At 38.3% G+C, this 26,657-nt stretch carries 23 protein-coding genes, 1 tRNA gene and 1 pseudogene; 10 read left to right on the forward strand and 15 right to left on the reverse strand.

What is annotated here, in order from left to right; translation table 11 throughout:
- Positions 1 to 106: 106 nt before the first annotated feature.
- The 4 genes from pgi to pyk form a co-directional block, all read right to left on the reverse strand.
- Entirely contained in the window at positions 107 to 1,756 is a 1,650-nt protein-coding gene (gene pgi / locus ACXVWP_RS08940; protein WP_289902272.1) for a glucose-6-phosphate isomerase, read from the reverse strand.
- A gap of 56 nt (positions 1,757 to 1,812) precedes the next feature.
- The gene (alr, locus tag ACXVWP_RS08945; RefSeq protein WP_289902273.1) at positions 1,813 to 2,895 is read right to left on the reverse strand and encodes an alanine racemase; all 1,083 of its coding nucleotides are present in this window, start codon (positions 2,893 to 2,895) and stop codon (positions 1,813 to 1,815) included.
- A gap of 23 nt (positions 2,896 to 2,918) precedes the next feature.
- Positions 2,919 to 4,325, reverse strand: coding sequence for a replicative DNA helicase (locus tag ACXVWP_RS08950; protein WP_005695940.1), 1,407 nt, complete (start codon positions 4,323 to 4,325; stop codon positions 2,919 to 2,921).
- A gap of 149 nt (positions 4,326 to 4,474) precedes the next feature.
- Positions 4,475 to 5,911, reverse strand: a complete 1,437-nt coding sequence (gene pyk, locus ACXVWP_RS08955; RefSeq protein WP_111304126.1) for a pyruvate kinase — start codon at positions 5,909 to 5,911, stop codon at positions 4,475 to 4,477.
- 226 nt (positions 5,912 to 6,137) lie between these two features.
- Here pyk and ACXVWP_RS08960 point away from each other — a divergent pair.
- Positions 6,138 to 6,214, forward strand: a tRNA-Val gene (locus ACXVWP_RS08960).
- A gap of 191 nt (positions 6,215 to 6,405) precedes the next feature.
- Entirely contained in the window at positions 6,406 to 7,623 is a 1,218-nt protein-coding gene (locus tag ACXVWP_RS08965) for a tyrosine-type recombinase/integrase (RefSeq protein WP_297569694.1), read from the forward strand.
- Positions 7,624 to 7,794: 171 nt separating this feature from the next.
- On the opposite strand, the gene ACXVWP_RS08970 is transcribed toward ACXVWP_RS08965, so the two are convergent.
- The 3 genes and pseudogenes from ACXVWP_RS08970 to gpU all read right to left on the reverse strand — a co-directional run bounded on the left by ACXVWP_RS08970 (position 7,795) and on the right by gpU (position 9,001).
- Positions 7,795 to 8,043 carry a primase-like DNA-binding domain-containing protein gene (locus ACXVWP_RS08970; RefSeq protein WP_297569674.1) on the reverse strand — a complete coding sequence of 83 codons (249 nt, stop codon included), beginning with the start codon at positions 8,041 to 8,043 and terminating at the stop codon, positions 7,795 to 7,797.
- Positions 8,030 to 8,593, reverse strand: a pseudogene (locus tag ACXVWP_RS08975) (phage major capsid protein); the annotation flags it as partial. The gene ACXVWP_RS08970 and the pseudogene ACXVWP_RS08975, both read right to left, overlap by 14 nt.
- A gap of 9 nt (positions 8,594 to 8,602) precedes the next feature.
- The gene (gpU, locus tag ACXVWP_RS08980; RefSeq protein WP_111302486.1) at positions 8,603 to 9,001 is read right to left on the reverse strand and encodes a phage tail terminator protein; all 399 of its coding nucleotides are present in this window, start codon (positions 8,999 to 9,001) and stop codon (positions 8,603 to 8,605) included.
- Positions 9,002 to 9,654: 653 nt separating this feature from the next.
- Here gpU and ACXVWP_RS08985 point away from each other — a divergent pair.
- From ACXVWP_RS08985 to ACXVWP_RS09010, 6 genes are all read left to right on the forward strand, one after another.
- Positions 9,655 to 11,898, forward strand: a complete 2,244-nt coding sequence (locus ACXVWP_RS08985; RefSeq protein ID WP_297569672.1) for a TonB-dependent siderophore receptor — start codon at positions 9,655 to 9,657, stop codon at positions 11,896 to 11,898.
- Positions 11,899 to 11,963: 65 nt separating this feature from the next.
- A complete protein-coding gene (locus ACXVWP_RS08990) occupies positions 11,964 to 13,724 on the forward strand; it encodes an ABC transporter ATP-binding protein/permease (protein WP_297569670.1) in 1,761 nt (586 codons plus the stop codon).
- 139 nt (positions 13,725 to 13,863) lie between these two features.
- Complete coding sequence (locus ACXVWP_RS08995) at positions 13,864 to 15,387, forward strand: lipopolysaccharide biosynthesis protein (RefSeq protein WP_297569668.1); 1,524 nt, start codon at positions 13,864 to 13,866, stop codon at positions 15,385 to 15,387.
- Positions 15,384 to 16,340 (forward strand): polysaccharide pyruvyl transferase family protein, encoded by a 957-nt coding sequence (locus ACXVWP_RS09000; RefSeq protein WP_297569666.1) that lies wholly within the window; start codon positions 15,384 to 15,386, stop codon positions 16,338 to 16,340. Before ACXVWP_RS08995 ends, ACXVWP_RS09000 begins: the two co-directional genes overlap by 4 nt.
- Positions 16,340 to 17,083, forward strand: a complete 744-nt coding sequence (locus tag ACXVWP_RS09005; protein WP_049355771.1) for a YdcF family protein — start codon at positions 16,340 to 16,342, stop codon at positions 17,081 to 17,083. The genes ACXVWP_RS09000 and ACXVWP_RS09005 overlap by 1 nt, the downstream gene beginning before the upstream one ends.
- A 47-nt stretch (positions 17,084 to 17,130) precedes the next feature.
- Positions 17,131 to 17,793, forward strand: a complete 663-nt coding sequence (locus tag ACXVWP_RS09010) for an NAD(P)H-dependent oxidoreductase (RefSeq protein ID WP_297569689.1) — start codon at positions 17,131 to 17,133, stop codon at positions 17,791 to 17,793.
- Positions 17,794 to 17,835: 42 nt separating this feature from the next.
- Here ACXVWP_RS09010 and zevB read toward each other — a convergent pair whose 3' ends face one another.
- On the reverse strand, positions 17,836 to 18,813 hold the full coding sequence (gene zevB / locus ACXVWP_RS09015) for a zinc transporter permease subunit ZevB (protein ID WP_297569663.1): 978 nt from the start codon (positions 18,811 to 18,813) through the stop codon (positions 17,836 to 17,838).
- 4 nt (positions 18,814 to 18,817) lie between these two features.
- On the reverse strand, positions 18,818 to 19,450 hold the full coding sequence (gene zevA, locus ACXVWP_RS09020; protein ID WP_289902300.1) for a zinc transporter binding subunit ZevA: 633 nt from the start codon (positions 19,448 to 19,450) through the stop codon (positions 18,818 to 18,820).
- Between the two features lie 347 nt (positions 19,451 to 19,797).
- On the opposite strand from zevA, the gene ettA reads away from it, so the two are divergent.
- Both ettA and ACXVWP_RS09030 read left to right on the forward strand, forming a co-directional pair.
- Positions 19,798 to 21,468 carry an energy-dependent translational throttle protein EttA gene (gene ettA / locus ACXVWP_RS09025; protein ID WP_289902301.1) on the forward strand — a complete coding sequence of 557 codons (1,671 nt, stop codon included), beginning with the start codon at positions 19,798 to 19,800 and terminating at the stop codon, positions 21,466 to 21,468.
- A gap of 55 nt (positions 21,469 to 21,523) precedes the next feature.
- Positions 21,524 to 21,880, forward strand: coding sequence for a SirB2 family protein (locus tag ACXVWP_RS09030; protein WP_289902302.1), 357 nt, complete (start codon positions 21,524 to 21,526; stop codon positions 21,878 to 21,880).
- Between the two features lie 47 nt (positions 21,881 to 21,927).
- On the opposite strand, the gene yciH is transcribed toward ACXVWP_RS09030, so the two are convergent.
- From yciH to rpsA, 6 genes are all read right to left on the reverse strand, one after another.
- Positions 21,928 to 22,248, reverse strand: a complete 321-nt coding sequence (gene yciH, locus ACXVWP_RS09035; RefSeq protein ID WP_289902303.1) for a stress response translation initiation inhibitor YciH — start codon at positions 22,246 to 22,248, stop codon at positions 21,928 to 21,930.
- A 1-nt stretch (position 22,249) separates the two neighbouring features.
- A complete protein-coding gene (pyrF, locus tag ACXVWP_RS09040; protein WP_289902304.1) occupies positions 22,250 to 22,942 on the reverse strand; it encodes an orotidine-5'-phosphate decarboxylase in 693 nt (230 codons plus the stop codon).
- Between the two features lie 21 nt (positions 22,943 to 22,963).
- Positions 22,964 to 24,142, reverse strand: a complete 1,179-nt coding sequence (gene lapB, locus ACXVWP_RS09045; protein WP_289902305.1) for a lipopolysaccharide assembly protein LapB — start codon at positions 24,140 to 24,142, stop codon at positions 22,964 to 22,966.
- Complete coding sequence (locus ACXVWP_RS09050) at positions 24,142 to 24,435, reverse strand: LapA family protein (RefSeq protein ID WP_049355779.1); 294 nt, start codon at positions 24,433 to 24,435, stop codon at positions 24,142 to 24,144. Before ACXVWP_RS09050 ends, lapB begins: the two co-directional genes overlap by 1 nt.
- Before the next feature lie 89 nt (positions 24,436 to 24,524).
- On the reverse strand, positions 24,525 to 24,809 hold the full coding sequence (locus ACXVWP_RS09055; protein WP_049355780.1) for an integration host factor subunit beta: 285 nt from the start codon (positions 24,807 to 24,809) through the stop codon (positions 24,525 to 24,527).
- A gap of 149 nt (positions 24,810 to 24,958) precedes the next feature.
- Positions 24,959 to 26,608 (reverse strand): 30S ribosomal protein S1, encoded by a 1,650-nt coding sequence (gene rpsA, locus ACXVWP_RS09060; protein WP_297570231.1) that lies wholly within the window; start codon positions 26,606 to 26,608, stop codon positions 24,959 to 24,961.
- Positions 26,609 to 26,657 lie beyond the last annotated feature (49 nt).

The raw sequence follows: 26,657 nt of genomic DNA on the forward strand, positions 1-26,657 counted from the left end.
AATTAAAAGGACTGAGTCCGGTACAATATCGAAAACAATCCTTTAAATAACAGTCTAACTTTTTGGGGTCAGATCAATTTTAACCGCACTTTTACTTTACATTATCTTAGCGCCACGCTTTAAATTGATTAATCAATCCATTGGTTGAGCTATCATGGCTTGAAACATTCTCTTTGTCTGCCAATTCAGGAAGAATTCGGTTCGCTAATTGTTTACCTAATTCCACGCCCCATTGGTCGAAACTGAAGATATTGAAAATCATACCTTGTGTAAAAATTTTGTGTTCATACATCGCAATTAATGCGCCAAGAACAAATGGTGTAATTTTTTGCACTAAAATAGAGTTGGTCGGTTTGTTACCCGTAAAGACTTTGAATGGCACAATGTCTTTTACCTCATCCAACGATTTACCCGCTTTCACAAATTCTGCTTCGACTTCTTCTTTGGTTTTACCAAAAGCAAGTGCCTCAGTTTGCGCAAAGAAGTTTGATAATAATTTGCTGTGGTGATCACCTAATGGATTATGACTTTGTGCTGGCGCGATAAAGTCACAAGGGATTAACATCGTACCTTGGTGAATCAATTGATAGAATGCATGCTGACCGTTTGTACCTGGTTCTCCCCAAATAATTGGGCCGGTTTGATAATCATGGATAACATCGCCATTACGATCGACATATTTACCGTTTGATTCCATATTGCCTTGTTGGAAATAAGCGGCAAAACGGTGTAAATATTGGTCATAAGGTAAAATCGCTTCGGTTTGTGCACCAAGGAAGTTGGTATTCCATAAACCGACTAATGCTAATGTTGCAGGGATATTTTTTTCTAATGGCGCGGTACGGAAATGTTTATCCATTTCATGCGCACCACTTAATAACGCTTCAAAATTATCAAAGCCGATTGAAAGTGCGATAGAAAGACCGATTGCAGACCATAAAGAATAACGGCCACCAACCCAATCCCAGAACTCAAACATATTATTAGTATCAATACCGAATTCTGCTACCGCTTTACCATTGGTAGAAAGTGCGGCGAAGTGTTTTGCCACCGCGCTGTTATCTTTCGCTGCCGCTAATAACCAATCGCGTGCAGAATTCGCATTGGTCATAGTTTCTTGGGTGGTGAAGGTTTTAGAAGCCACTAAGAAAAGTGTCGTTTCAGGATTCACTTTTTTCAACGTTTCAGCGATATGGGTTCCATCCACGTTTGAAACGAAGTGCATATTCAAGTGATTTTTATAAGGACGAAGTGCTTCAGTCACCATGTAAGGACCTAAGTCCGAACCACCGATACCAATATTCACCACATCAGTAATCGCTTTTCCCGTATAACCTTTCCATTCACCTGAAATCACACGAGCACAGAACGCGCTCATTTTCGCTAATACGGCATTCACTTCCGGCATCACATCTTTGCCATCTACATAGACAGGTGTATTTGAACGGTTACGAAGTGCGGTATGTAATACTGCTCGATTTTCTGTACGATTAATTTTCTCGCCTGTAAACATGGCATTGATCGCTTCATCTAATGCAGACTCTTTGGCTAATTGACGAAGTAATTTGAGGGTTTCTTGATTAATTTTATTTTTTGAAAAATCTACTAAGATTTGATTTTCAAAAGTGAAAGAATAATCATTAAAACGATTTTCTTCTTGCTTAAACAAATCAGCAATCGTGGTATGAGCCAGTTGAGATTGGTGAGCCTCAAGCGCTTTCCACGCTTGTGTATTGGTTGGATTGATGTTTTTCATGAATATTTCCTTTTAAAAATTGAATTCTTTACATTTTTGCTTTCTTACAAAAACAATTAATCGACATATTCTGTTATAACACGCGGGGTTAATTTTGTAATCAATTCATAGCTTAAAATACCACTGTATTTAGCTACTGTTTCAATTGGTAATTCCTTACCCCATAAAATCACTTCATCACCTACTTTATCTTGGCTATCTGCGCCTAAGTCTACCGTTAGCATATCCATTGAGACGCGACCGACAATAGGAACAATTCGACCATTTAGATAAACTGGCGTGCCTTCTGGCACATCACGCGGATATCCATCACCGTATCCAATAGCGACAACACCAATTTTGGTATCTTTAGGACTGGTCCAAATGCCACCATAGCCAACAGGTTCACCTTTTTTATGTTCTCGCACCGCAAGTAATGAAGAAGTTAAGTTCATCACGGGGATTAAACCAAATTCAGCCCCAACAGTATCCGTTGGTGAAATGCCATACATAATAATCCCTGGACGAATACAATCTAAATGAGCCTCAGGCCAGAATAAAATCCCGCCAGATGCCGCAATGGTTCTTTCTCCACCTTTATCTTTTGTCGCGTGAAGGAAACGATCAAGCTGAACTTGAGTATAATCAGAATCTAGTTCATCAGCACGGCTAAAATGGCTGACAAAACCTAAGTGCGGTTGAATTTGAGGGAGTTTTTTCAGCTCTTGATAAAAATAATCCACTTCATCAAGTGACACACCTAAACGGTGCATACCGGTATCAATCTTCAACCAGACTTTGATTGGACTTGGTACCACAGCTCGTTTTAATGCTTCAAGCTGTTCACGGTTATGTACCACCGTTTCGATGTTATTTACCGCAATAATGGGTAAATCTTTTTCATCAAAAAAACCTTCTAGCAATAAGATCGGTTTAATAATACCGTTAGAGCGTAACGATAACGCCTCTTCTAAACGTGCCACTGCAAAGCAATCTACCATGCTTTCTAAAGCAGAGGAAACAAATACCACACCATGACCATATGCATTTGCTTTTACTACCGCAATAATTTTGCTATGTGGCGCTTTTTCTTTAATAACTTGTAAATTATGTTTTAAGGCAAGCGAACTGATTTTCGCTGTTGCCGGTTTTACGTTCATTTTTCTAATCCGTTCTATCTTGCCTAATAATCATCTCTGTATTCACGCTGTTCGGCAAGGTTATCAAAGCGTGAGAATTGACCGTTAAATGCTAAACGTACACGACCAATCGGACCGTTACGTTGTTTACCAATAATGATTTCAGCAACACCTTTATCTTCAGAATTATCGTTATACACTTCGTCACGATAAATAAACATAATCAGGTCAGCATCCTGCTCGATAGAGCCTGATTCACGCAAGTCTGAGTTTACTGGACGTTTATCTGCACGTTGTTCTAAAGTACGGTTAAGCTGGGAAAGTGCAATAACAGGGACTTCTAATTCTTTCGCTAATGCTTTTAAAGAACGAGAAATCTCGGCGATCTCTAAGGTACGGTTATCTGAAAATGCGGGCGCGCGCATTAATTGAAGATAATCCACCATAATCATACTCAAGCCACCATTTTCTCGATACACACGACGTGCGCGAGAACGCAATTCTGTTGGAGTTAAACCCGATGAATCATCGATATAAAGATTATTTTTTTGCTTAAACATCCCAAACACGCTGGCAATTTTGCTCCATTCCGCTTCTTCCAAGTTTTGGCCAGTACGAATTTTGGTTTGGTCCACGCGAGCGAGAGAGGCAATCATACGCATCATAATTTGCTCAGCAGGCATCTCTAAACTGAATACCAATACAGGCTTATCACTTGCCATGGCCGCATTTTCACAAAGGTTCATTGCAAACGTGGTTTTACCCATGGAAGGACGTGCAGCCACAATGATGAGATCGGAAGGCTGTAAACCAGCTGTTTTCTTATCTAACTCAACAAAGCCTGTTGTGACCCCTGTCACACCGTTATGATTTTCAAGCTTACCTAAGGTTTCAATTCGAGCAATGGTGCTTTCCAATACGCTAAGCACATTTTGAGGTCCTTCTGTTGAAGAACTTCGTTTTTCAGCGATCGCAAACACTTCTCTTTCGGCTTCATCCAACACCATCTTGATGTCTTTGCCTTTGGGCGAATAACTGTTTTCTGCAATACGATTCCCTACGGCAATAAGCTCACGCAAAATCGCTTTTTCACGTACGATCTCTGCATAAGCCAAAATATTAATGGCATTTGGGGTGTTATTAGAAAGATCCGCTAAATAAGCAAAACCGCCTACGGAATCACTGATACCTTTGGCTTTAAGGGCTTGATCGAGGGTAATCAAATCAATTGGCGTTTGGTTACGCATTAATTCTTCCATAGTTTGGAAGATTGCTTTATGTGCAAAAGTATAAAAATCCTCAGCAATAACTCTTTCCGCAATGCCATCCCAATGCTGATTACTCAACATAATACCGCCTAGAACGGCTTGTTCAGCTTCAGTGGAATGAGGCGGGATACTAACTTGTTCAGTTTTCTGATCGGAAGATTGGATTTGTCGTTGTGATGCCATAAGGATTTCAATTTAAACTAAAAAACTGTGCTTATGATACCGCAAATACGAGGTGGTTTTAAGAAAAAAGTGCGGTCAATATTTTCAATATTTTAGACATAAAAAAACGGTGGAAAAATCCACCGCTCTTTTTCATTCAGGCATGTTGATTATTCAACAGTTAAAGTACGACAAACGTTAGTTGTACCTTCTGATTCATCACCTTGTGTTAATAAAACAAGATCACCTGAAACTAAATAACCTTTTTCTTTTAATAGGTTAATCGCTGCTTTTGCACCTGCAGCGCTACGAGATTCACCATCAAAATGAACTGGTGTTACACCACGGTATAATGCGCAACGGTTTAAGGTTTCTTGAACACGAGAAAGTGCAAAGATTGGTAAACCTGAGCTAATACGTGACATTAATAATGGTGTACGACCAGAGTGGCTTAATGTAATGATTGCTGCAATACCGCTTAAGTGGTTTGCTGCGTACATTGCTGACATCGCTACAGATTCTTCAATATCTCTGAATTCACGATCTAAACGGTGTTTAGAAATATTGATGCTTGGCATTTTTTCTGCACCTAAACATACGCGAGCCATTGTCGCCACAGTTTCAGCTGGATATTGACCTGCAGCAGTTTCTGCTGAAAGCATTACCGCGTCAGTACCATCTAATACCGCATTTGCCACGTCCATCACTTCTGCACGAGTTGGCATTGGGTTGCTGATCATTGACTCCATCATTTGAGTTGCAGTAATAACCGCACGATTTAATTGACGTGAACGACGAATTAATTTTTTCTGTACGCCAACCAATTCTGGGTCACCAATTTCAACACCTAAGTCACCACGCGCAACCATAATTACATCAGAAGCGAGGATGATATCATCCATTGCTGCTTCATCAACGACTGTTTCAGCACGTTCAACTTTAGCAACGATTTTCGCGTCTAAACCTGCTTGTTTTGCTAATTCACGCGCATAGTTTAAATCTGCACTTGAACGAGGGAAAGATACCGCTAAGTAATCTACACCAATACGTGCAGCTGTGATGATATCTGCTTTATCTTTTTCAGTTAATGCGTCTGCAGATAAACCACCACCTAATTTGTTGATCCCTTTATTGTTTGATAACGGACCACCAACTGTCACTTCAGTAAATACTTTTGCACCGTCAGTAGAAAGGACTTTTAATTGAACACGGCCGTCATCTAATAAAAGAATATCGCCAGGTACAACATCTTGTGGAAGTGTTTTATAGTCTAAACCAACGGCTTCTTGATTACCTTCACCTTTTGGTAATTCCGCATCAAGAATAAATTTATCACCAACATTTAAGAAAATTTTGCCGTCTTTAAAAGTAGAAACACGAATTTTAGGACCTTGTAAGTCACCTAAAATTGCCACGGTTTTACCTAATTTTTTCGCGATCGCACGAACACGCTCAGCACGCTCAATATGATCATCTGGTGTACCGTGAGAAAAGTTCATACGTACAACATTAGCGCCTGCTGCGATAATTTTTTCAAGATTGTTATCGCGGTCTGTAGCTGGACCCATTGTACATACAATCTTCGTTCTTCTTAATTTTCTAGACATTATCTAAACTCCACAAATAGTTACAATTTAAAAAAGCTTTTTTAATTTCGGCCCATCCGAGATAAAAACCGTCGCGCATTATACGCTTAAACCAGCGCAAAATCAAAACAAGCACTGAGAGTTTTTGCAACAAATTTTGGTTATTTTTTTAGCAGCTAAATTTAACTTAAAACAAATCCCCTTGTTTTCATCCTTAAAACTGTTTATCATCTGCTACATCTTTTACGCGACTATAGCTCAGTTGGTTAGAGCACCACCTTGACATGGTGGGGGTCACTGGTTCGAGTCCAGCTAGTCGCACCATTTACCCTAAACACAGCCCCGCGAAGTTACTCGCGGGGTTTTGTTTTTCCTAGTGTTTTCAAGGCTTTTCAGCCCTTTTACTTATCGCCACTAATCAGACTTAATTGTCTTTAACCGCATTTTTTAGTAACAAGTTTAGTAACAAGGTGATAAACTTCGAAAAATCTTGTTACTAAAACTAAGGAAAAATGATGCCTCGTGTTACTAAACCGCTCACAAATACAGAAGTAGATAAGGCGAAAACAAAGGATAAAGAATACAATCTAAGTGATGGTAACGGTCTTTTTTTACGCATTAAGCCTACCGGTGCTAAGGCTTGGATTTTCAATTATTATCACCCAGTAACAAATAAACGCACATCTTTTACTATTGGAACTTATCCAGCTATAACACTTGCGCAAGCTCGCCAAAAACGCGAAGAATATCGCGCCCTACTCGCTCAAAGTATCGATCCGCAAGAATACATAAAAGAACAAGAACTAATTAAAAACGGTCAGAACGAAAATACTTTCTATAAAGTCGCTTTACTTTGGAAAGAAAAAAGAAGTAAAGAAATTGAGCCTATGACAATGGAAAAAAATTGGGCAAGATTAGAAAATTATCTATTCCCTACTCTTGGGAATTACCCTATCGATCAGATTACTTCCCCTTTATTGATTAAAACTGTTCGGCCATTAAATGAAAAAGGTTTCAATGATACGCTGCACCGTTTATTAAACCTCGCTAATCAGATTTTAAATTATGCGGTAACAATAGGATTGATTTCGTTTAATTCTTGCTTGAAAGCATCTGATGCTTACCATAAAGAGCCTCAAAAACATCACCCAGCAATCAAACCGGAAGAACTACCGAAACTATTACAAGACTTCAAAAATTCAAACAGGGATTATCTGACAAAGGTTTTATTCCGCTGGCAATTACTTTCTATGGTTCGTCCGGCTGAGGCGGTTTCTATTGAATGGTCTGAAATTGATTTTGATAAAAAGTTATGGACTATCCCAGCAGAAAAAATGAAAAAAACAAGACAAGGGCAATTTCCTCACATTGTTCCTCTCTCGTCTTTAATGATGGATATTTTAGAAGAATTGAAACCTATAACAGGTGATGACAAATTCGTATTTTCTCACTACCACAAACCTAACCAATCAGCTAGTAAAGAACTAATAGCTAACGCATTGAGAAAAATAGGTTACAAAGGGATTCAAGATGCTCACGGATTGAGATCGATAGCTAGAACGTTTTTAGAAGATCAGCAAGTTGATTTCCGTATTGCTGAAAGTTGTCTTGCTCATAGCATTGGGAATAAAACAAGTCAGGCGTATAACCGTTACGATTATGTAGAACTCCGCCGCCCTGTGATGCAATTATGGAGTGATTTTGTGGAGCAATGCGAAAAAGAAAGCGTGTGAATGAGCGGCGTGTAAAAAATATTACAAAAATTGGTTCACCTGTTCACCTTGTCAATTTAACCTTTTATTTCATATAGTTACGGGTGAATAGGTGAACATTATTGTTCACCCTAATTGTTCACCTTTAAGAGAAAAGCATAAAAAAAGGGGCTTTTGCCCCTCTTTCCTAGTTTATGAATCGAACTCACTTTGGAACTCATCATAGTTTTTGAAGTGAACATTGGAGCGATATCCAAATTTTCCTTTAACTTTGAAGAACTCAAATTTATTTTTATGCTGCGCAAATCCTTGCTTTAATGAATTTGAGAAGTTTCTCAAAGTAAGAGTATTTGAGATTCCACTTGCAGCCGTAAATGCTAAGTATGCCGGATAGAGGTGCGTTCTTGCCTTACCACCTAGATTAGCATTTCCTATAGGCATAGATAGGATTTAAAGCAATGGCAACTTCATGGAGTTTCGGTGTGGTGGTGCCATTGCGGGCTTGACCTTCCTCACCATGGGCCACTACTGCACCACCGGCGGAAACAAGTTTTTTGTATTCTTTCGCACCAACCGGCAAGCGGACCACGTTACAAATTTGACGCATCACGCTATCATCGGTTAAGCGTTTCATTACGTCTTTATCCAATTGTGGGATCACGGTATAACCGCCATCTTCTTGACCGGTGGTGGAAAGATTTCGTAATTCACCCGTTTTAATGTAGTGGCGTAGTTCGTCATTGCTAAAGGTTTTACCGCGTGTTTCTACCGGCTTGCCTTTGTCGGTAATGTTACGTTCTTCGTCGGCCACCGTTTCATAACGGGCGATTTCATCACTTAATTGTTTCACTGAATCTTTCAATTTATCAAAGTCAACGTTTTCAGCATCATTTAATGAGCGATTTTCTTGTTCTGCTTTGTCTAACATAGCGCGCATTGCTGTGACTTTTTCCGCTTTTTGTTGGCGTAGTTCTAACAGTTTTTTAAACATAATTAATCCTTATTCTCCGTAGTGAATGGCAAATCGAACAACTGACGCAATCCACGCCGCTTGATCTTCATCATATTCATAACGGTAGTGCTTTAATGAAACGGTAATGAGTGAGTTAAATTCAGCGGTACAAATAGCATTTCGTACTAATTCCGCAATTTCATCCAATTCATCTTCGCCGGAACGGGGTTTTAAGTAGATAGCTACATTAAGCATCGCATCAAATTCACTATCGCAAACGGTAATTTCTTCCGCATCAATATCCTCTAAATAAACCGCAATAGCAGGACATTGTTCAGAAGGATTTAACCCTAACAAGCGCCCGTTATAGAAACGCTTAATATGGTTTGATAGAAGGGGTTTTAATCTTTCTATCGCTTCACTTCTAATTTGTTCATGAATAAGCATTTAAGCTCCTTTTGTTCATCTTAATTAAGACGGCTTATAAAAAGCCCATAGAACAATATATATACAAAAAATATAAAGTAAATGCCTTAAATTTCAATAGTTTATATACGGTTAGATACGATGAGTTAAGATTATTTTATTGATTAAATTTTGAACAACCAGGAATTAAATATTCTGTATTGAGATATCTTTTTTTGATTGGTGAACAAAGGTGAACAATGGTGAACAGTTGGTGAACAATAAAAAAGAATATAACTATATAATAAATAAAGAGTTTTAAGGGTTGGTGAACAAGGTGAACAGTTTTTCTATAAAATTTTTAACACACGGCTTATTAGTGGTATTATGGCATCAGAAACTATTATTGATTTGTGGTGAATTTGAATTTTAGTAACAAGCTTAGTAACAAGATTTTAGACTTTAAAAAATAAACATTAAAAATCAATATACTACAAGTGAATTCGGGTTCAGCTAGTGCACCATCTTGCAATCCCAAGCTTTTTAGCTTGGGATTTTTTCTTTTTATCCCCTACTTAATTTGAATGGATACTTTCTAAATGAATCACTCATACAAATGAAAATAATTTTCATTGATTAACGAAAACGTTTTCGCTATACTTGCGCCTCTTTTATTATCTATCGGGATAGCGATTATGAATTTTAAATTAAGCCTCATTTCAACCGCACTTTTAACCAGTTTTTCAGTTTCAGCATTTGCGGAAACTGAACAACCAGTAAAAGCAAACACTGAAACGCTTGAACAAATTAATGTTCAAGATACAGGTATTAAACAAAATGGTTATCAAACGACAGGGACATCCGTCGTATCAAAAGCTGAAGTGCCTGTATTCGATACGCCAAATACTGTCAATATCCTTTCGACTAAATTATTAGAAGATCGTAAACCTGAATCACTCATTGATGCGCTTTATAACGTCAGTGGTGTAAGCCAAGCCAATACGCTAGGAGGTATGTTTGATGCCATCCAAAAACGTGGTTTTGGTGGAAACCGTGACAACTCAATTATGCGTAACGGTTTACAAGCTGGCCCAGCAAAAAACTTTAGTGCGACAACTGAAACCGTTGAAGTGTTAAAAGGGCCTGCATCTGTACTTTATGGTATTCAAGATCCAGGTGGTGTGGTTAATATCATTACTAAAAAACCACAACAAACACCACGCCATGTTATCGGAGGAACTTTAGGTAATCATAGCCTGTGGGGAACACAATTAGATTTCACTGGCGGTTTAGGAAATGGTTTTGCTTACCGCTTTATCTATGACAAACAAGAAAAAAACTACTGGCGTAATTTTGGCAAATTAAAAAATACGACTTATGCGCCATCACTTTCTTGGGAAAATGATAAAACTAAAGTGCTTCTTTCTTATGAACATAAAGATATTCTTGAGCCATTTGATCGTGGCACAAACCTTTTAACGGCGACGAATGCCTTACCGGACATTCCTGTATCGCGTCGTTTAGATGAGCCGAATAATGAAACAACCGCAAAAACCGATAATATCGATTTCAAAATTGAACACAAATTAAGTGACGGTTGGAAATTAAATGCGGGTTACAGCTATGCTCGTTATAAATATTTCTATAACCAAGCACGTATTACAAATATCAATGTTAAAGATGTTGCGATCCCTGCTATTAAAAATAAAAAGGGCGAGATTACCTCTCCAGAATTAAGCGCTCGTCATGTACGCCGAGCTATTGAGCAACAACAAGGCGATCAACGTGTTCATAGTGGCACATTAAATATCGTCGGTGAATTTGGTATTGGTGATATTGCTAACCGTTTTGTAGCCGGTGTGGATGTTATGCGTAATATCCGCGATATTGGACCTATTTATAACCAAGGTATCATGAGTTCTGATATCAATATCGATCATCCAAATTATACCAATCCGGTTGCTAAACATAAAAACGGTAACGGCAACGCTTACCAATATAACCATCTCAAAACTGTTGGTGTTTATATTCAAGATACCGCTTACTTTACAGATAACTTTATCATGACAGGTGGTTTACGTTATGAGTACTTTGATCAATTTGCGGGACGTCATTGTTTAAATGCTGCAAACTGTAAAAAAGGCCAAAATCTAACAAGAACAGGAAATACTGATCAGCACGATGGTAAATTATTGTATCAATTAGGTGCCGTATATAAATTTACGCCACATATTGCGACATTTGCTAACTACGCTGAGTCTTTCCGTCCACAAATGAGTGTTGCAACACCTGTTAGCGGCGATTTAAAACCAGAACAAGGTAAATCTTTTGAAATTGGTGCAAAATACGAAAACTCTGGCTTCAATGCGACACTTGCATTATTCAATATCACCAAACGTAATGTGGCTGAAGCCGTTGGTTCGGGTTCAAGTGCGCAACTAAATATTGTGGGCAAACAACGTTCTCGCGGTGTAGAATTCGATCTTAATGGTCAAGTTACTGATAACCTAAGTGTAGCGGCTAACTATACATACACTAAAGTAAAATCACTTGAAAATGAGCTTTATCCTGATGCGGTAAATCAACAACTTTCAGGTGTACCAAAACATCAAGCTTCTCTATTCTTAGCTTATAACGTAGGTGAATTTGATTTTGGTAACATCCGTGTTGGTGGTGGTGCTCGTTATTTAGGTTCTTGGCATGCTTATAACAGTGATTACACCAAAGCATACAAATTACCTCATGCCGTGGTATATGATGCCTTTATTGCTTACGATACCAAAATCTCTGGCAAAAAAGTGTCTTTCCAACTTAACGGTAAAAACTTAACAGATAAAACTTACTATCCATCTACCTCTGGTAACGCAACAAACACGTTAATCCCTGTTGCATTAGGTTATGGACGTGAATTTATCTTCAACACGAAAGTTGAGTTTTAATTGAGCGCACAATACGAGGGCGAATCATTTCGCCCTTTTTTCGTTTTTTACTTTATGGATAATCAATGAATTGGCAAACTGAACTTAACTCAAGTTTAAGCTGGATTTTGACTGCACTTTTCTGGGTGGTTTTATGCTTTAGTGTAGTGATGACAGCACTAAAACAAACCACATTTGGTCAAAAGTTTTGGCATATTGCATCCCCTTCGATTAATCGTCGTAACAGCATCAAAATCATCCTTATGCTACTGGTATTGTTTACGATGATTTTGCTAGAAGTGCGCTTCAGCGTGCTCAACTCTTTTTTCTATAATGGGCTTTATAGCTCCATGCAGGAATTAGATGCGGATAAGTTTTGGTTCTTTGCAAAACTAAATGCCCTCTTAGTATTGGTACAAGTTATCCACTCTATCGCCGATTATTTCTTGCAACAAGTATTTGAAATTCGTTGGTTGGAAAGCCTAAATAAAGTCCTGGTTAAACGATGGTTAGAAAATAAAAAATACTATCGTCTTAAATACGAAAAAGAGCTACCCGATAATATTGACCAACGTATTGAACAAGATGCTCGTGAATTCATCAGTAGCACTGTCACTATTGTACGTGGCATGATTAATTCTGTTCTGACCACCATTGAATTTACTATCATCCTTTGGTCTCTCTCAGGCGTATTAAGTCTTTTTGGATTAAATATCGAAAAAGGTGTTGTCTTCTTTATTTACGCCTTTATTATCCTGGCAACATTAATGTCTGTATGGATTGGTCACCCTTTGATCAAGTTGAACTTTAACAAAGAAAAACTCAATGGTGACTACCGTTATTCTTTGATTCGAGTGCGGGATAATGCGGAAAGTATCGCTTTCTATCAAGGCGAACTGCAAGAACAACACTTATTGAAAAACAAATTTGCTCAAATCATTCATAACCGTTGGGCAATTGTATTGAGAATGTTGGGATTAGACGGCTTTAATGGAAGTGTCACGCGCGTTGCAAAACTCTTACCGTTAATGCTGCAAGCACCTCGTTTTTTCACTGGACAAATCAAACTGGGCGATATGCACCAAACTGTGCAAGCATTTAACCGATTAATGACCGCACTTTCTTTCTTCCGTTTGTTCTATGAAGAATTTACGCTCTATCAAGCGCGTTTAAATCGTCTTTATGGTTTTATGACAAAGTTGGATGAATTAGATCATTTAGAGGTTCATCAACCCATGAAATGTTCTAACCGTGTTGCATTATCAAATTTTGGTATTAAAGATGACCAAGGCAGATTGTTGCTTAATAACTTAAATATTGAATTAAAAAATGGGGATGCTTTATTAATTCAAGGTCCATCTGGCACAGGGAAAACATCGCTATTAAAAGCGATGGCGGGAATTTATCCTTTTGAGACTGTTGGTTTGGTGGAACATCCTTGTGTGACCAGTTTATTCTTACCGCAGCGTCCTTATATGCCACAAGGTACGTTACGTGAAGCGATTTGCTATCCGGATATTGATCCTTATCATCCTGAATTGGAAAAAACACTGGCTGACTGTTGTTTGGATAAATATCTTCATAGCTTAGATGTAGATAACGATTGGCAGGCAATTTTGTCGCCAGGTGAATTACAGCGCGTGGCATTTATTCGGATTTTACTGACGAAACCTGAAGTGGTCTTTTTAGATGAAACCACATCAGCACTTGATGAGCCAACCGAGTACCTCCTTTATAAAACAATTAAAGAGCGGTTACCCAATATGATCATTATGAGTGTGGGTCATCGTGGCACATTGCATCAGTTCCATAATAAGCAACTAGATTTGGCAGTCTGCATCGTCTAAATAATAAAAGGCTAAATTTATATTTAGCCTTTTCTTTTTTTTACTAAATACGATTGAACTTAGAAGAAGTCTCTCAAGGCTTGCTACACATCCCAATCCCCCCTATAATTCCCCCAATTTTTCTAATTTCATTCTCACAATGTCAAATAAAACCATTGCCAAAAATACGCTATTTCTTTACATCCGAATGCTCTTCAACATGGGGGCGATGCTGTATATCTCTCGTGTGGTATTGCAGGTATTGGGTGTGGAAGATTTTGGTATCTACAACATTGTGATGGGTGTGGTGGTCTTATTTTCCTTTTTTAATGGCACAATGACGGCCACCACTCAGCGTTTTATTAACGTAGAAAAAGCCTCGAATGACATTCAACGTGTCAATAAAGTCTTTAATATTAGCATCTTAAATCACCTACTCATTATTTTTATCGTATTCGTGTTAGCCGAAACCGTCGGTTTATGGTTTTTAAATCACAAATTGGTGATCCCCGCTGAACGCTTGCAAGCCGCAAATATCGTTTACCAATTAGCATTAATTATTGCTCTTGTTGAAATCATCAAAGTGCCATTCAATGCCATGATTGTTGCCCATGAGAAAATGGGATTCTATGCTTGGTTGGGATTAGGTGAAACCATCTTAAAACTGACTTCTGTCTTTATCTTAAGTCATATCACACATTACGATAAGTTGGTTACTTATAGCTGCTTATTGCTTTCAGTCAGCTTAATTGTGCTCTCTCTTTATGTGTTATTCACTAAATATTATTTCAAAGAGGCTGCTCGTTTCCGCTTATATAAAGATTTAAGCAAAACTAAAGAAATGGTGAGTTTTTCCGGTTGGATGCTCATGGGACAAGTTGCCTATGTGGGTTCGACCCAAGGCTTGAATATGGTGTCTAACTTATTCTTTGGCGTAGCAGTCAATGCAGCTGTCGCTATTGCGACTCAGGTAGAAGGTGCTGTTTATAGCTTTGTGAATAATTTCCAAATGGCAGCTAATCCGCAGTTGGTTCAATCTTATGCGGCAAAAGATTACGATCGCAATCGTCAATTAATTCTTGGCATTTCAAAATATTCACTTTATTTAATGGCAATTCTCTCTGCGCCTGTATTGTATTTCACCCATACCTTACTGACATTTTGGCTAGGCGATCATCTTCCGCAATATACTGAACAACTTGTACAAGCTATTATTGCTTGCTTATTAATCAGTGCAATGGCAGGTGCATTTTGGATGAGTGCATTAGCCATTGGCACATCCACCGTAAAACAATACAATATCATCGTGGCATTAATTGATCTTTGTACGGTACCATTGGCTTATTATTTGTTCACACTAGGTTATAATCCAGTATTTGCCTTTGTGGGTAAATTTAGTACGATGGTCATCTCACAAATCTATCGATTATATTTTATTAATAAAAAAATTAAATTTAACCAAAAAGAATTTGTCTCATATTTAGTGAATGTCGGCGTGGTGTTTGGTCTGCTATTAGGTATCATCTATATATCCGATACCACCCGCAGTTATTCTTTATTGGAATTTATTGGACAATCCATCATCTTAGAAATGGTATTAATCTGTGTCATCTTAATCTTCGGATTAAACACAGCAGAAAAAAATTTCTTGTTTAGCTATTTAAAGAAAATAGTAAAAAAATGAATCAACTCCTTATTGATTTAAAAAACAAACTGAATCCTATTGTTGAACTGATCAAAGATAAAAACGACGTATTTTATTTTGACTACCCGCTTCATTTGAATGTGGGCGATTTATTGATTTATCACGGAACCGAGCAATTTTTTAAAGATCACCACATTAATGTGACCTTAAAACGCTGTGAATACGATTTAGATCTTGAAGAAGTCAAAGCAAAAATCACACCGAACACCACCATCCTTTTACATGGTGGCGGCAACTTTGGCGATCTTTATCCACAGCATCAAAAGATCCGTGAAGAAATGGTAACGCATTTCCCAAATAATCGTATTATTGTGCTTCCACAAACTGCTTATTTTAAGCACGAAGAAAATCTGCAAAAATCAGCCGCACTTTTCCGTAACCACGGTGATTGCCATTTACTGGCGCGTGACGAAAGAACAGCGAATTTATTTGCACAATTTTCTGATCATGTTTATTTATCGCCCGATATGGCGCATCAGCTTTATGGCACGATGGAAACCAAGCAAGGCACAACGGGTGAACAACTTTATTTCTTGCGTAAAGACATTGAAGCAAGTGATGTAGAAAAAAATATCTTAGCGCAACTGCCCGCTAACAGTAATGTAAAAGACTGGGAAGACATTCTTTCAACCGAAGATGATGTTGTTTTAGCATTAAGCTGGCGAATCAGTAAAATAGCGAACAAATTTGGCTTAGGTTGGTTGAAAAATCTTTGCCATCAATTCTGGTATGCCTATACTCAACGCATTGTAAAACGTGTTGCGCAAGTATTCTTAGCAAACGACAAAGTGACCACGACTCGCTTGCATGGCCATATTTTCTCTTGCCTATTAGAAATCCCAAATCGTGTTTGCGATAACTCTTATGGTAAAAATAGCAGCTATGCAAAATTGTGGACCAAAGCGTTGGATTTTGTTGAATTGGATAAATGATGTTTGAATTGAAAAAACTCATTACCGCTATGATTCTTCCCCCATTTAATATTTTAATTTTGTGGGGGCTGTCTCTTATTCTAGCTAAATTCAATTTCAAAAAATTAAGCCGAATTTCGACCGCACTTAGTTTCTCACTACTCTATCTTTTAAGTATCCCTTACACGGCACAAGTACTTAAAGATAGTCTTATCACTGAAGATCATTTAACGCTGCAAGATTACCAACAAGCTCAAGCGATCGTTTTACTTGGCGGTGGCTTGCGTGATAGCAAAGAACTTTATGCGCCATTAGCTTCAACCGCTATTCAACTTGAACGCTTACGCTATGCAGCATTCTTGCAAAAAGAAACGCACTTGCCATTATTGATTACAGGGGCGAGTCCAACTGGCGCCATTGAGGCAAAAATCGCCGCTGAAGAACTTCAAAACTTCTTTAATGTGCCAACCAAATGGATTGAACCTAAAGCACTTACTACTAAAGAAAATGCGCTTTTCACCAAGCAGATATTGGAAAAAGAAGGTATTCATAAAATTATTTTAGTCACTAATGAATGGCATATGCAACGTGCAAAATTATTATTCCAACAACAAGGCTTTGATGTGTTACCTGCAAGTGTAGGTGAAGGCATTACGCCCGACAGTTACGGACTCAATATGATGCATTTTATTCCGCAAGGTGGCGCAATTACGAAAAATATGCAATTACTCAAAGAGTGGATTGGATATTGGAAAGAGCGCTAAAGTGCGGTCAAAAGATTACAAATTAGATAATGTAAAGAGGAAAAAACATAAATCAAATTACACGCGAACAAATGCTTCAAGTATTCGAAAATCGCTGTTCAACACGTTATTACGATCCGAATAAAAAAATTAGCCAAGAAGATTTCGCAGCAATTTTAGAATTTGCTCGTTTATCACCAAGCTCCGTTGGTTCTGAGCCATGGCAATTCTTAGTGATTCAAAATAAAGCATTACGCGATAAGCTCAAACCTTTTAGCTGGGGCATGCAATATCAATTAGATGATTGCAGCCATTTAGTCGTCATTCTTGCGAAGAAAAATGCGCGATATGACACGCCTTTCTTTCGTGATGTTGCGGTGCGGAGAGGTTTACAAGGCGAGCAATTAGAAAAAGCCTTGGAAAAATATAAAGGCTTACAAGAGGTTGAAATGAAAACCGCAGAAAGCGAGCGTGCATTATTTGACTGGACAAGCAAACAAACCTACATTGCATTAGCCAATATGCTAACGGGTGCTGCCGCTATCGGTGTAGATTCTTGCCCTATTGAAGGCTTTAACTATGATAAAATGAATGAAGTTTTAGCCGCTGAAGGTCTCTTTGATCCAAATGAATGGGGTGTATCCGTGGCCGCAACATTTGGTTATCGTGCGAGAGACATTACCAAAAAATCTCGTCGACCAATTGAGGAAATCGTCACTTGGGTTGAATAATCTATTTTCAAAGAAAGGGGGCCGCAAACGCTGCCCTTTTCTTTATCCACCAAATAAGACTGCCCCACCTGTTACAGCCCTCATCGTGCCATATAACAAGCTTAGTGCAAAAAAGATCATCATTACGCCCGCAATACATTTGATCATGGCTTCGCCTTTTTGATTAGAACCCGCTAAACCATACCAATGGCCTAAGCGAGTCGCGACATTTCTCGCATAGCGAACTAACGCTGCAAAAAGCGAAAGCATTAATCCTGTCCCCAAAGACATGGCAAAAGTAGCTAAAATTCCCCACCAATAAAGATCCAGCATATAAGCGAGAAAAAGCACAAAAATGGCGCCACTACACGGTCGCATACCAATAGTTAAAATCACTAAGAGTTGAGATTTTAAATCACCCGATTGCTTAAGCTGTTGATGATTGGGTAGATGTTGATGTCCACAACTACATTGCGCTTGGCTTGCTTTTCCTGGCTCATATCTAAATGGCGAAGCTGCTCCAATCTGTTTCGGTAATGATTGAATCGATGTGATACGAAAAGATTGTTTTTTCTTCAAGCCTTTCAAACCTTGAGCAATCCAATAAAGCCCTAACAACAATAATAAAATCAGAGCGCTACGCTCCAGCCATAGCTGACTAAGTTTAAAATATTTTGAGGAAAGATTAAGTATCACCACCACAATAGAGGTTGCTGCGACTGCGACAAAACCTTGCATGAGAGAGGAAAGTAAACTTAAGCGTACGCTGGTTTTAAGTTGGCTTTCGTGAGTGGAAAGATAACTAGCGATAATAAATTTCCCATGCCCAGGGCCTAATGCATGTAATACACCATAAGAAAAGGCGGCAAAAATTAACCACAATCCTGCAGTAGATGAATGTGCTTGAATTTGGTGCAGATTTTCAGAAATCAGCTGATTAAAGGCTTTTTGCCAATCGGCTACTTGCACAAAAAGCCAAGGTAACAAGGCGAAAATAATCGCCAATAAGCCAATAAAAAGTGCGGTCAGTTTTAACTTCATTTTTTTATTCACATTTAATTTTTACTTTCTGTGCAAACAATACACCAAGAGAGTTATCTTCATTTTTTTGAGATTTATCCAATGATGAAGCGTAGGATTTAATTTTTTCATCCACATTAGCTTCGAGCACTTCCCCTTTGCAGTTTGCAGGAAGTGCTGAAAAATCAACCGCTCTTTTTTCTGTTTCTACATAACGCATTGCCACATAATAGGTTCGGTCATAAGTCATCAGCGTAAATTCATTATTTTGCAAAGGCTGTGGTTGTGCCAAAAGAAAATCAAAATAATATTCCACCTCATTCCCTTTAACACGCATGCCATAATTTTCAGGCTGTTTTTTATATTTAATTTTATGATTTTCTTTGTCAAAGACATAACTAAAGTAATGCTCATTTACAACATTTGCCATTACTTCATCAATGAGTTTTTGTTTAGCTGCTTTATCCCCTTTCGTCTGCATCACATCATACAATACGGCTGAAGAGCTAGCTTCATCCAGTAGCCATTGGGTTGAAAAACCAATAAGTTGATTATCTTTCACTAAGGGTTTGGTTTGCATATCAATAAAGGCGTGAGGATGAGCAAAAACTGAAAAAGGAGAAATTAGTGATAATCCAAAGAGTAATTTTTTAAACATAAATAAGAATAAAGTGGGCTAAATAATTGAATAGACAGATTTTATCACAAGTAGTTCCTAATCAAAATCGAATAAAAATCGTTCTAAACGTAAAAAATTCTGTGATTTTCTTGATTTGCATCAACAAATTATTCATTCGCATTTCCATTATAACTGAAATTTATGTACTATTTGCCTCGTCAAGTGATTGCTTGATATTCATAAAGTTCCTAAATAAAATAATCATAAATATAGCTAAACTACTTTCCTACCACCCTGCATGGGTGGTTTTTTTTACCTTTCAAATAGCTTATTCCCGAAACATCAAGTAAAATAACCGTACTTTTATTCACAACATAGAGAAAATAATGTCAACGCAATTTGTATATACGATGCATCGTGTCGGTAAAGTGGTGCCACCGAAGCGCCATATTTTGAAAGATATTTCTTTAAGCTTCTTCCCTGGTGCAAAAATCGGGGTGCTCGGCTTAAATGGTGCAGGTAAATCAACCCTCTTACGCATTATGGCGGGCGTGGATAAAGAGTTCGAAGGTGAAGCTCGTCCACAACCAGGTATCAAAATTGGTTACCTTCCACAAGAACCGAAACTTGATCCACAACAAACTGTACGTGAAGCGGTAGAAGAAGCCGTTTCTGAAGTAAAAAATGCACTGACCCGTTTAGATGAAGTCTATGCACTTTATGCTGATCCTGATTCAGATTTCGATAAGTTAGCCGCTGAGCAAGCAAACCTTGAAGCGATTATTCAAGCGCATGATGGACATAATTTAGATAACCAACTAGAACGTGCAGCAGATGCATTACGTTTACCGGATTGGGATGCAAAAATTGAGCATTTATCAGGGGGCGAACGTCGTCGTGTCGCACTTTGTCGACTATTGCTTGAAAAACCAGACATGCTCTTATTAGACGAGCCAACCAACCACTTAGATGCAGAATCTGTAGCATGGTTAGAGCGTTTCTTACATGACTACGAAGGTACCGTTGTGGCGATTACCCACGACCGTTACTTCTTAGATAACGTTGCTGGTTGGATCTTAGAGCTTGACCGTGGTGAAGGTATTCCTTGGGAGGGCAATTACTCTTCTTGGTTAGAGCAAAAAGAGAAACGTTTAGAACAAGAACAAGCCACTGAAAACGCACGTCAAAAATCGATTGCAAAAGAATTAGAGTGGGTTCGTCAAAATCCTAAAGGCCGTCAAGCGAAAAGCAAAGCGCGTATGGCGCGTTTTGATGAGTTGAACTCTGGCGAATACCAAAAACGTAACGAGACTAACGAACTCTTTATCCCACCTGGTCCACGTTTAGGTGATAAAGTGATTGAGGTAGAACATCTCACTAAATCCTACGGCGATCGCACTTTAATTGATGATTTATCATTCAGCATTCCAAAAGGTGCTATTGTGGGTATTATTGGGGCGAATGGTGCGGGTAAATCGACCCTATTCCGTATGCTTTCAGGTCAAGAACAACCAGATAGCGGCTCAGTGACAATGGGTGAAACGGTAGTACTTGCCTCTGTCGATCAGTTCCGTGACTCAATGGATGATAAGAAAACCGTATGGGAAGAAGTGTCTAACGGACAAGATATTCTCACGATTGGTAACTTTGAAATTCCAAGCCGTGCGTATGTTGGACGCTTCAACTTCAAAGGCGTAGATCAACAAAAACGTGTGGGCGAATTATCGGGCGGTGAGCGTGGTCGTTTACACTTGGCTAAACTTCTACAGCGTGGTGGTAACGTACTGTTATTGGACGAACCAACCAATGACTTAGACGTTGAAACCTTACGTGCGTTAGAAAATGCGATCTTAGAATTCCCTGGTTGTGCCATGGTGATTTCCCATGACCGTTGGTTCTTAGACCGTATTGCAACGCATATTTTAGATTACGGTGATGAAGGTAAAGTGACCTTCTACGAAGGTAACTTCTCAGACTACGAAGAGTGGAAAAAGAAAACCTTAGGTGAAGCCGCAACACAACCACATCGTATTAAATATAAGCGTATTGCAAAATAAGCAATCAAAGTGCGGTCACTTTTGACCGCACTTTCCTTTTACATCTGGAGTGATTATGTTAGTTTATTTGCACATTGTTTGTGCATTTTTAAGTTTAGGATTATTAATTATCCGTGGGGGAATGCAATTAAGTGGGAAAGATTGGCGAGCGATTAAACTGCTAAAAATTTTACCGCACTTAGTTGATACACTTTTAATTGCCAGTGGCTTAACGATTTTCTTCTTGGTCGGTTATCAGTTACAAAGCTGGCTCATCATGAAAATCATCATGCTTGTGCTTTATATCTTCTTCTCGGCTAAATATTTTAGTCGCAAAGCTACAAATCCAAATAATGCATTTCTGGCATTTGCTGTATTAAGTTTCTTGGGCGCAATTTTCTTTGCTTACCAACCAGACTTCATGGTAAGTTAATCATAAAAAAATCCATCTTCAAGTGAAGATGGATTTTTTGTTTTATCTTAGCTACCCGCTAATTTTACTTTAAACCCTTTTTGTTCTAAAAGTTGTTTAAGTAAATCACGTTTTTCGCCTTGAATCTCAATATTGCCGTCTTTAACTGAACCACCACAACCACAACGCTTTTTAAGTTCAGCAGCTAACTTTTTCAATTCATCATCTGATAAATCTAGCCCAGTAATCACTGAGACGCCTGAGCCTTTTCGACCACTGGTTTGTTTTTGTATGCGAACCACTCCATCACCTTTAGGGCGTTGTACCGGCTGCTTTTGCGCTTTAATTCGACCAACTTCGGTAGAATAAACTAAAGTACTCTCTGTCATATTACAAAAGTGATGAATTAATTGAACGAAGCACTTCTGCTGGATTTTCAGCTTGAGTAATTGGGCGACCAATCACCAAATAATCAGAACCAGAACGAATAGCCGCAGCAGGAGTCATGACGCGACGTTGATCACCAAAATCACTTCCAATTGGACGAATCCCCGGTGTGATTAATTTAAAATCAGGACCACAAGTATTACGTAAAATCTCTACTTCTTGTGGTGAACAAACGACGCCATCTAATCCTGCTCGCTGTGTTAAATGCGCAAGACGTAAAACATGTTCAAGCGGTGAAGAATTAATACCGATTTGTAATAAATCCAAATCTTCCATACTGGTCAATACGGTTACTGCAATTAATAAAGGCGCATCTTTTCCATAAGGCTCGAGAATTTTCTTCGCCTCTTCCATCATTTTTAAACCACCGCTAGCATGGACATCCACCATCCATACGCCTAAATCAGCCGCAGAACGCACGGCTCTTGCCACAGTATTCGGAATATCATGAAATTTTAGGTCGAGGAAAACATCAAATTGACGCTCGTGTAATTGTTTAACGAAACTGGTTCCCAGTGTGGTAAACATCTCTTTACCTACTTTTAAACGGCATAAGCTTGGATCAATTTGATCCACGAGGGATAGCGCTTGTGCTTCCGTTTCGTAATCCAATGCAACGATTACTTTACTATTCATAATTTTACCTCACTGTGTCAATTAATTATGTTCAGGTTTAATGGACTCCCACTCTTTACAAGAAGGACAATTCCACATCAATTTGTGAGTTTGGTAACCGCAATTTGCACAACGATAACCAAAATCTTGTCTAATCCTCTCACCAACCATCTTATGTAGCAAAATTAGGCTTTCTTTGCCTCGACCTTGCTCAGCATCATCAATTTGAAATTGGATAAAACGATGGAAAATAGATATACTTGGGTGCTTTGTTAATTGTTGATAAAGTTTTGATTGTGCTGCACTTTTACCATCTTTCTCTTCAATCACACTTGCTAACATTAAATCGACTTTAGTATTGTTAGCCTGCTGGCTAGCTCGAATCAAGAATAACTCAAAGTTATCTCTCTCCCCTAATTCATCATAACAATATTTGAGCGTTTTCAGCACTTCACCAATATAAATTGGATTTTGATTAAGAATATTCTCTAAAAACTGAATAGCTTGGCGATAGTTTTTATTGGCCATTTCTAAATCAGCAAGTAGCATTGATGTTCTCACACTGGTTGGAGATACATTCAGCGCTTTTTGTAGAATACTGCGTTTTTCGACCGCACTTTCAAGTTCACCGCTTAAGGCATATTCACAATAACATTGTGCTAATTCCACATTATTTTCTGTAGGTGAAATCTTGGCAAGCTTCTCTGCGATATTAACCGCTTTTTTCCATTCTTTTACTTTTTGATAAATCACCAAAAGCTGTTGCAGTGCATTTTCAGCAAACTCTGGTTCATCCACCATAATGATGTAAAGCGCTTCAGCACGGTCATAAAAACCTACCGCCATGAAATCCTTGGCAAGTTGCTGTTTAGCTAATAATTTTTGTTCGAAAGAATAATTAGGACTACGATCGAGGGCTTGATGGATCCGCAAAGCACGATCCACTTCGCCTCGAGAACGGAAAAGATTACCGAGCGTTAGCTCTGCTTCAAACTGTGAGTTGCTTTCAATTTCATTTTCTGTTTCTTGTTTTTGCAGCATATCAAGAAACAAATCAACAGCTTTATCCGTTTGATTAGAAAGCAAAAAATTCACCCCCGTGACATAATCACGGGAGAGTTTATTACTAATATCTTCCTGATCCTTCTTAGCACTCCGATGCCCCATATACCAACCGTAAGCGGCGGCTATTGGCAGAAGCAGAAAGAGTAATTCAAGCATTATACTGCCTTATCGCGAGTAGTCGTTAATTCGTTAATTTGTGATGTTTGACGTTTAACTTGACGCGCTAACGACATATTTTTGAATTTTAATTTTAAGTAGAAGAATCCAGTAATTAACCAACCTAGAATCAATCCAATGCCAAATAAAATTGCAACCAATGTTGAAAGTTGTAATTGACTTTCGGCAACAATATAATTAAAAGTAATGACTTGATCATTATTTGCCCCAATAGTTATCGCAACTAATACGATAGCAAACACAATAATAAGTCCAAGAATATATTTAATCATCACAATCTCCTTATTAAGAATAGTTTCATTATGCCAAAATTTATAATAAAAAACGACACCTAAGTGTCGTTTTATTGATATCAATATGCTTAAGCAAAAACATTTACACGATCTTTTAATTCTTTACCTGCTTTAAAGTGCGGTACGGATTTAGCATCCAATTTTACAGAATCACCCGTTTTAGGATTACGGCCAACTCGCGGTTGACGATGGTGTAAAGAGAAACTACCAAAACCACGTACTTCAATCCGATCACCATCTTCTAAAGATTGTGTAATCAGTTCAAGAATATCCTTCACAATACTTTCTACTTCTTTTGTCGATAAAGTTGGATACTTTGTTGATAGATTTTCAATTAATTCTGATTTAGTCATCGTCAACTCTCCTTTAAATTATATTCAAACCTTTCATTAAAATTTACGAGTAATATATTTGTTCATAACAAATTATCGCTAAATCTTTATTAAATATTGCGAGTAATAATAAGGCTGAGTAATTACTCAGCCTTATTTATGTGAATTAATTATTCACCTTTAGCTGCTCTAAAAGCTTCAGCCATTGCGTTTGGAATAGCAACTTCTTCTTGTTTGTTATTCACACTTGCAACTGCAGCAGCTTCTTCAGCTTGATCTTTCGCTTTTACAGATAAGTGAACGATACGAGCTTTACGATCAACACCTGTATATTTCGCTTCAACTACATCACCTGCTGCAACTTCGTTTGTTAAGTCTGCTGCACGGATATAACCTTCAACGCCACCTGCTAATTCAACTTTAGCACCTTTAGCATCAGCTTCAACAACAGTTGCAGAAATTACAGCACCTTTTTTGTTGATTGCTACGAAGTTGTTGAATGGATCATCTTCAAGTTGCTTGATACCTAAAGAAATACGTTCTTTCACTGCATCTACTGCTAATACTACTGCAGATACTTCATCACCTTTTTTGTAGTTGCGAACTGCTTCTTCACCTGCAACATTCCAAGAAATGTCAGATAAGTGAACTAAACCGTCAATACCACCTTCAAGACCGATGAAGATACCGAAATCAGTGATTGATTTGATCTTACCAGTAACTTTGTCGCCTTTGTTGTGAGTTTCAGCAAATTGAGTCCATGGGTTAGGTTTGCATTGTTTTAAACCTAAAGAAATACGACGACGCTCTTCGTCAACTTCTAATACCATTACTTCAACTGTATCGCCAAGGCTTACAACTTTAGATGGGTGGATGTTTTTGTTAGTCCAATCCATTTCAGAAACGTGAACTAAACCTTCAACACCATCTAAGATTTCAACGAAACAACCGTAGTCAGTTAAGTTAGTTACTTTACCAGTTAATTTGCTGTTTACTGGGTGGTTTTCAGCGATAGCAACCCAAGGATCTTGACCTAATTGTTTTAAGCCTAAAGATACGCGAGTACGATCTTTGTCAAATTTTAATACTTTAACCGTTACTTCGTCGCCTACATTCACGATTTCGCTTGGGTGTTTAACACGTTTCCAAGCCATATCAGTGATGTGTAACAAACCGTCAACGCCACCTAAATCTACGAATGCACCGTAGTCAGTTAAGTTTTTAACGATACCTTTAACTTCTGAACCTTCAGCTAGGTTCTCAAGGATTTGTTCACGTTCTTGGCTGTTTTCAGATTCGATCACTGCACGACGAGAAACAACAACGTTGTTACGTTTTTGATCTAATTTGATTACTTTGAATTCTAATTCTTTACCAAGTAGGTGATCAGCTTCACGTGCTGGACGTGTATCAACTAATGAGCCTGGTAAGAATGCACGAACACCGTTTAACTCAACTGTGAAACCGCCTTTCACTTTGCCGTTGATTAAACCGATAACGGTCGCTTTTTCTTCGTAAGCTTTTTCTAATTCAATCCAAGATTCGTGACGAACAGCTTTCTCACGAGAAAGTTTAGTTTCGCCGTAACCATCTTCAACTGCATCTAAAGCTACGTTTACTGTGTCGCCAACTTTAACTTCAAGTTCACCTTGAGCGTTTTGGAATTCAGCAACAGGAATTGCAGATTCAGATTTTAAGCCTGCATCAACAAGTACAAAGCCTTTTTGAATAGCAACAACAGTACCGCTAACGATTGAACCTTGACGGGTTTCAAGGCCTTTTAATGATTCTTCAAAGAGTTGAGCAAAAGATTCTGACATATAAATAATCTTCTTAATTTAAGTTAATAACATCCACATTAAGATCCAT

Source organism: Haemophilus sp. SZY H56 (assembly GCF_054332415.1).

What these genes read in the sequence shown, in the direction of transcription:
- lapB (WP_289902305.1), bottom strand. Translation starts at nt 24,142, where the DNA reads ATGCTTGAATTACTCTTTCTGCTTCTGCCAATAGCCGCCGCTTACGGT.
- ACXVWP_RS08965 (WP_297569694.1), top strand. Translation starts at nt 6,406, where the DNA reads ATGCCTCGTGTTACTAAACCGCTCACAAATACAGAAGTAGATAAGGCG.
- ACXVWP_RS09005 (WP_049355771.1), top strand. Translation starts at nt 16,340, where the DNA reads ATGTTTGAATTGAAAAAACTCATTACCGCTATGATTCTTCCCCCATTT.
- alr (WP_289902273.1), bottom strand. Translation starts at nt 2,895, where the DNA reads ATGAACGTAAAACCGGCAACAGCGAAAATCAGTTCGCTTGCCTTAAAA.
- ACXVWP_RS08970 (WP_297569674.1), bottom strand. Translation starts at nt 8,043, where the DNA reads ATGCCTATAGGAAATGCTAATCTAGGTGGTAAGGCAAGAACGCACCTC.
- ACXVWP_RS09000 (WP_297569666.1), top strand. Translation starts at nt 15,384, where the DNA reads ATGAATCAACTCCTTATTGATTTAAAAAACAAACTGAATCCTATTGTT.
- ACXVWP_RS08985 (WP_297569672.1), top strand. Translation starts at nt 9,655, where the DNA reads ATGAATTTTAAATTAAGCCTCATTTCAACCGCACTTTTAACCAGTTTT.
- pyrF (WP_289902304.1), bottom strand. Translation starts at nt 22,942, where the DNA reads ATGAATAGTAAAGTAATCGTTGCATTGGATTACGAAACGGAAGCACAA.
- pgi (WP_289902272.1), bottom strand. Translation starts at nt 1,756, where the DNA reads ATGAAAAACATCAATCCAACCAATACACAAGCGTGGAAAGCGCTTGAG.
- ACXVWP_RS09050 (WP_049355779.1), bottom strand. Translation starts at nt 24,435, where the DNA reads ATGATTAAATATATTCTTGGACTTATTATTGTGTTTGCTATCGTATTA.
- ACXVWP_RS08950 (WP_005695940.1), bottom strand. Translation starts at nt 4,325, where the DNA reads ATGGCATCACAACGACAAATCCAATCTTCCGATCAGAAAACTGAACAA.
- ACXVWP_RS09030 (WP_289902302.1), top strand. Translation starts at nt 21,524, where the DNA reads ATGTTAGTTTATTTGCACATTGTTTGTGCATTTTTAAGTTTAGGATTA.
- ACXVWP_RS09055 (WP_049355780.1), bottom strand. Translation starts at nt 24,809, where the DNA reads ATGACTAAATCAGAATTAATTGAAAATCTATCAACAAAGTATCCAACT.
- ACXVWP_RS08995 (WP_297569668.1), top strand. Translation starts at nt 13,864, where the DNA reads ATGTCAAATAAAACCATTGCCAAAAATACGCTATTTCTTTACATCCGA.
- ACXVWP_RS08990 (WP_297569670.1), top strand. Translation starts at nt 11,964, where the DNA reads ATGAATTGGCAAACTGAACTTAACTCAAGTTTAAGCTGGATTTTGACT.
- zevA (WP_289902300.1), bottom strand. Translation starts at nt 19,450, where the DNA reads ATGTTTAAAAAATTACTCTTTGGATTATCACTAATTTCTCCTTTTTCA.
- ettA (WP_289902301.1), top strand. Translation starts at nt 19,798, where the DNA reads ATGTCAACGCAATTTGTATATACGATGCATCGTGTCGGTAAAGTGGTG.
- rpsA (WP_297570231.1), bottom strand. Translation starts at nt 26,608, where the DNA reads ATGTCAGAATCTTTTGCTCAACTCTTTGAAGAATCATTAAAAGGCCTT.
- zevB (WP_297569663.1), bottom strand. Translation starts at nt 18,813, where the DNA reads ATGAAGTTAAAACTGACCGCACTTTTTATTGGCTTATTGGCGATTATT.
- pyk (WP_111304126.1), bottom strand. Translation starts at nt 5,911, where the DNA reads ATGTCTAGAAAATTAAGAAGAACGAAGATTGTATGTACAATGGGTCCA.
- gpU (WP_111302486.1), bottom strand. Translation starts at nt 9,001, where the DNA reads ATGCTTATTCATGAACAAATTAGAAGTGAAGCGATAGAAAGATTAAAA.
- yciH (WP_289902303.1), bottom strand. Translation starts at nt 22,248, where the DNA reads ATGACAGAGAGTACTTTAGTTTATTCTACCGAAGTTGGTCGAATTAAA.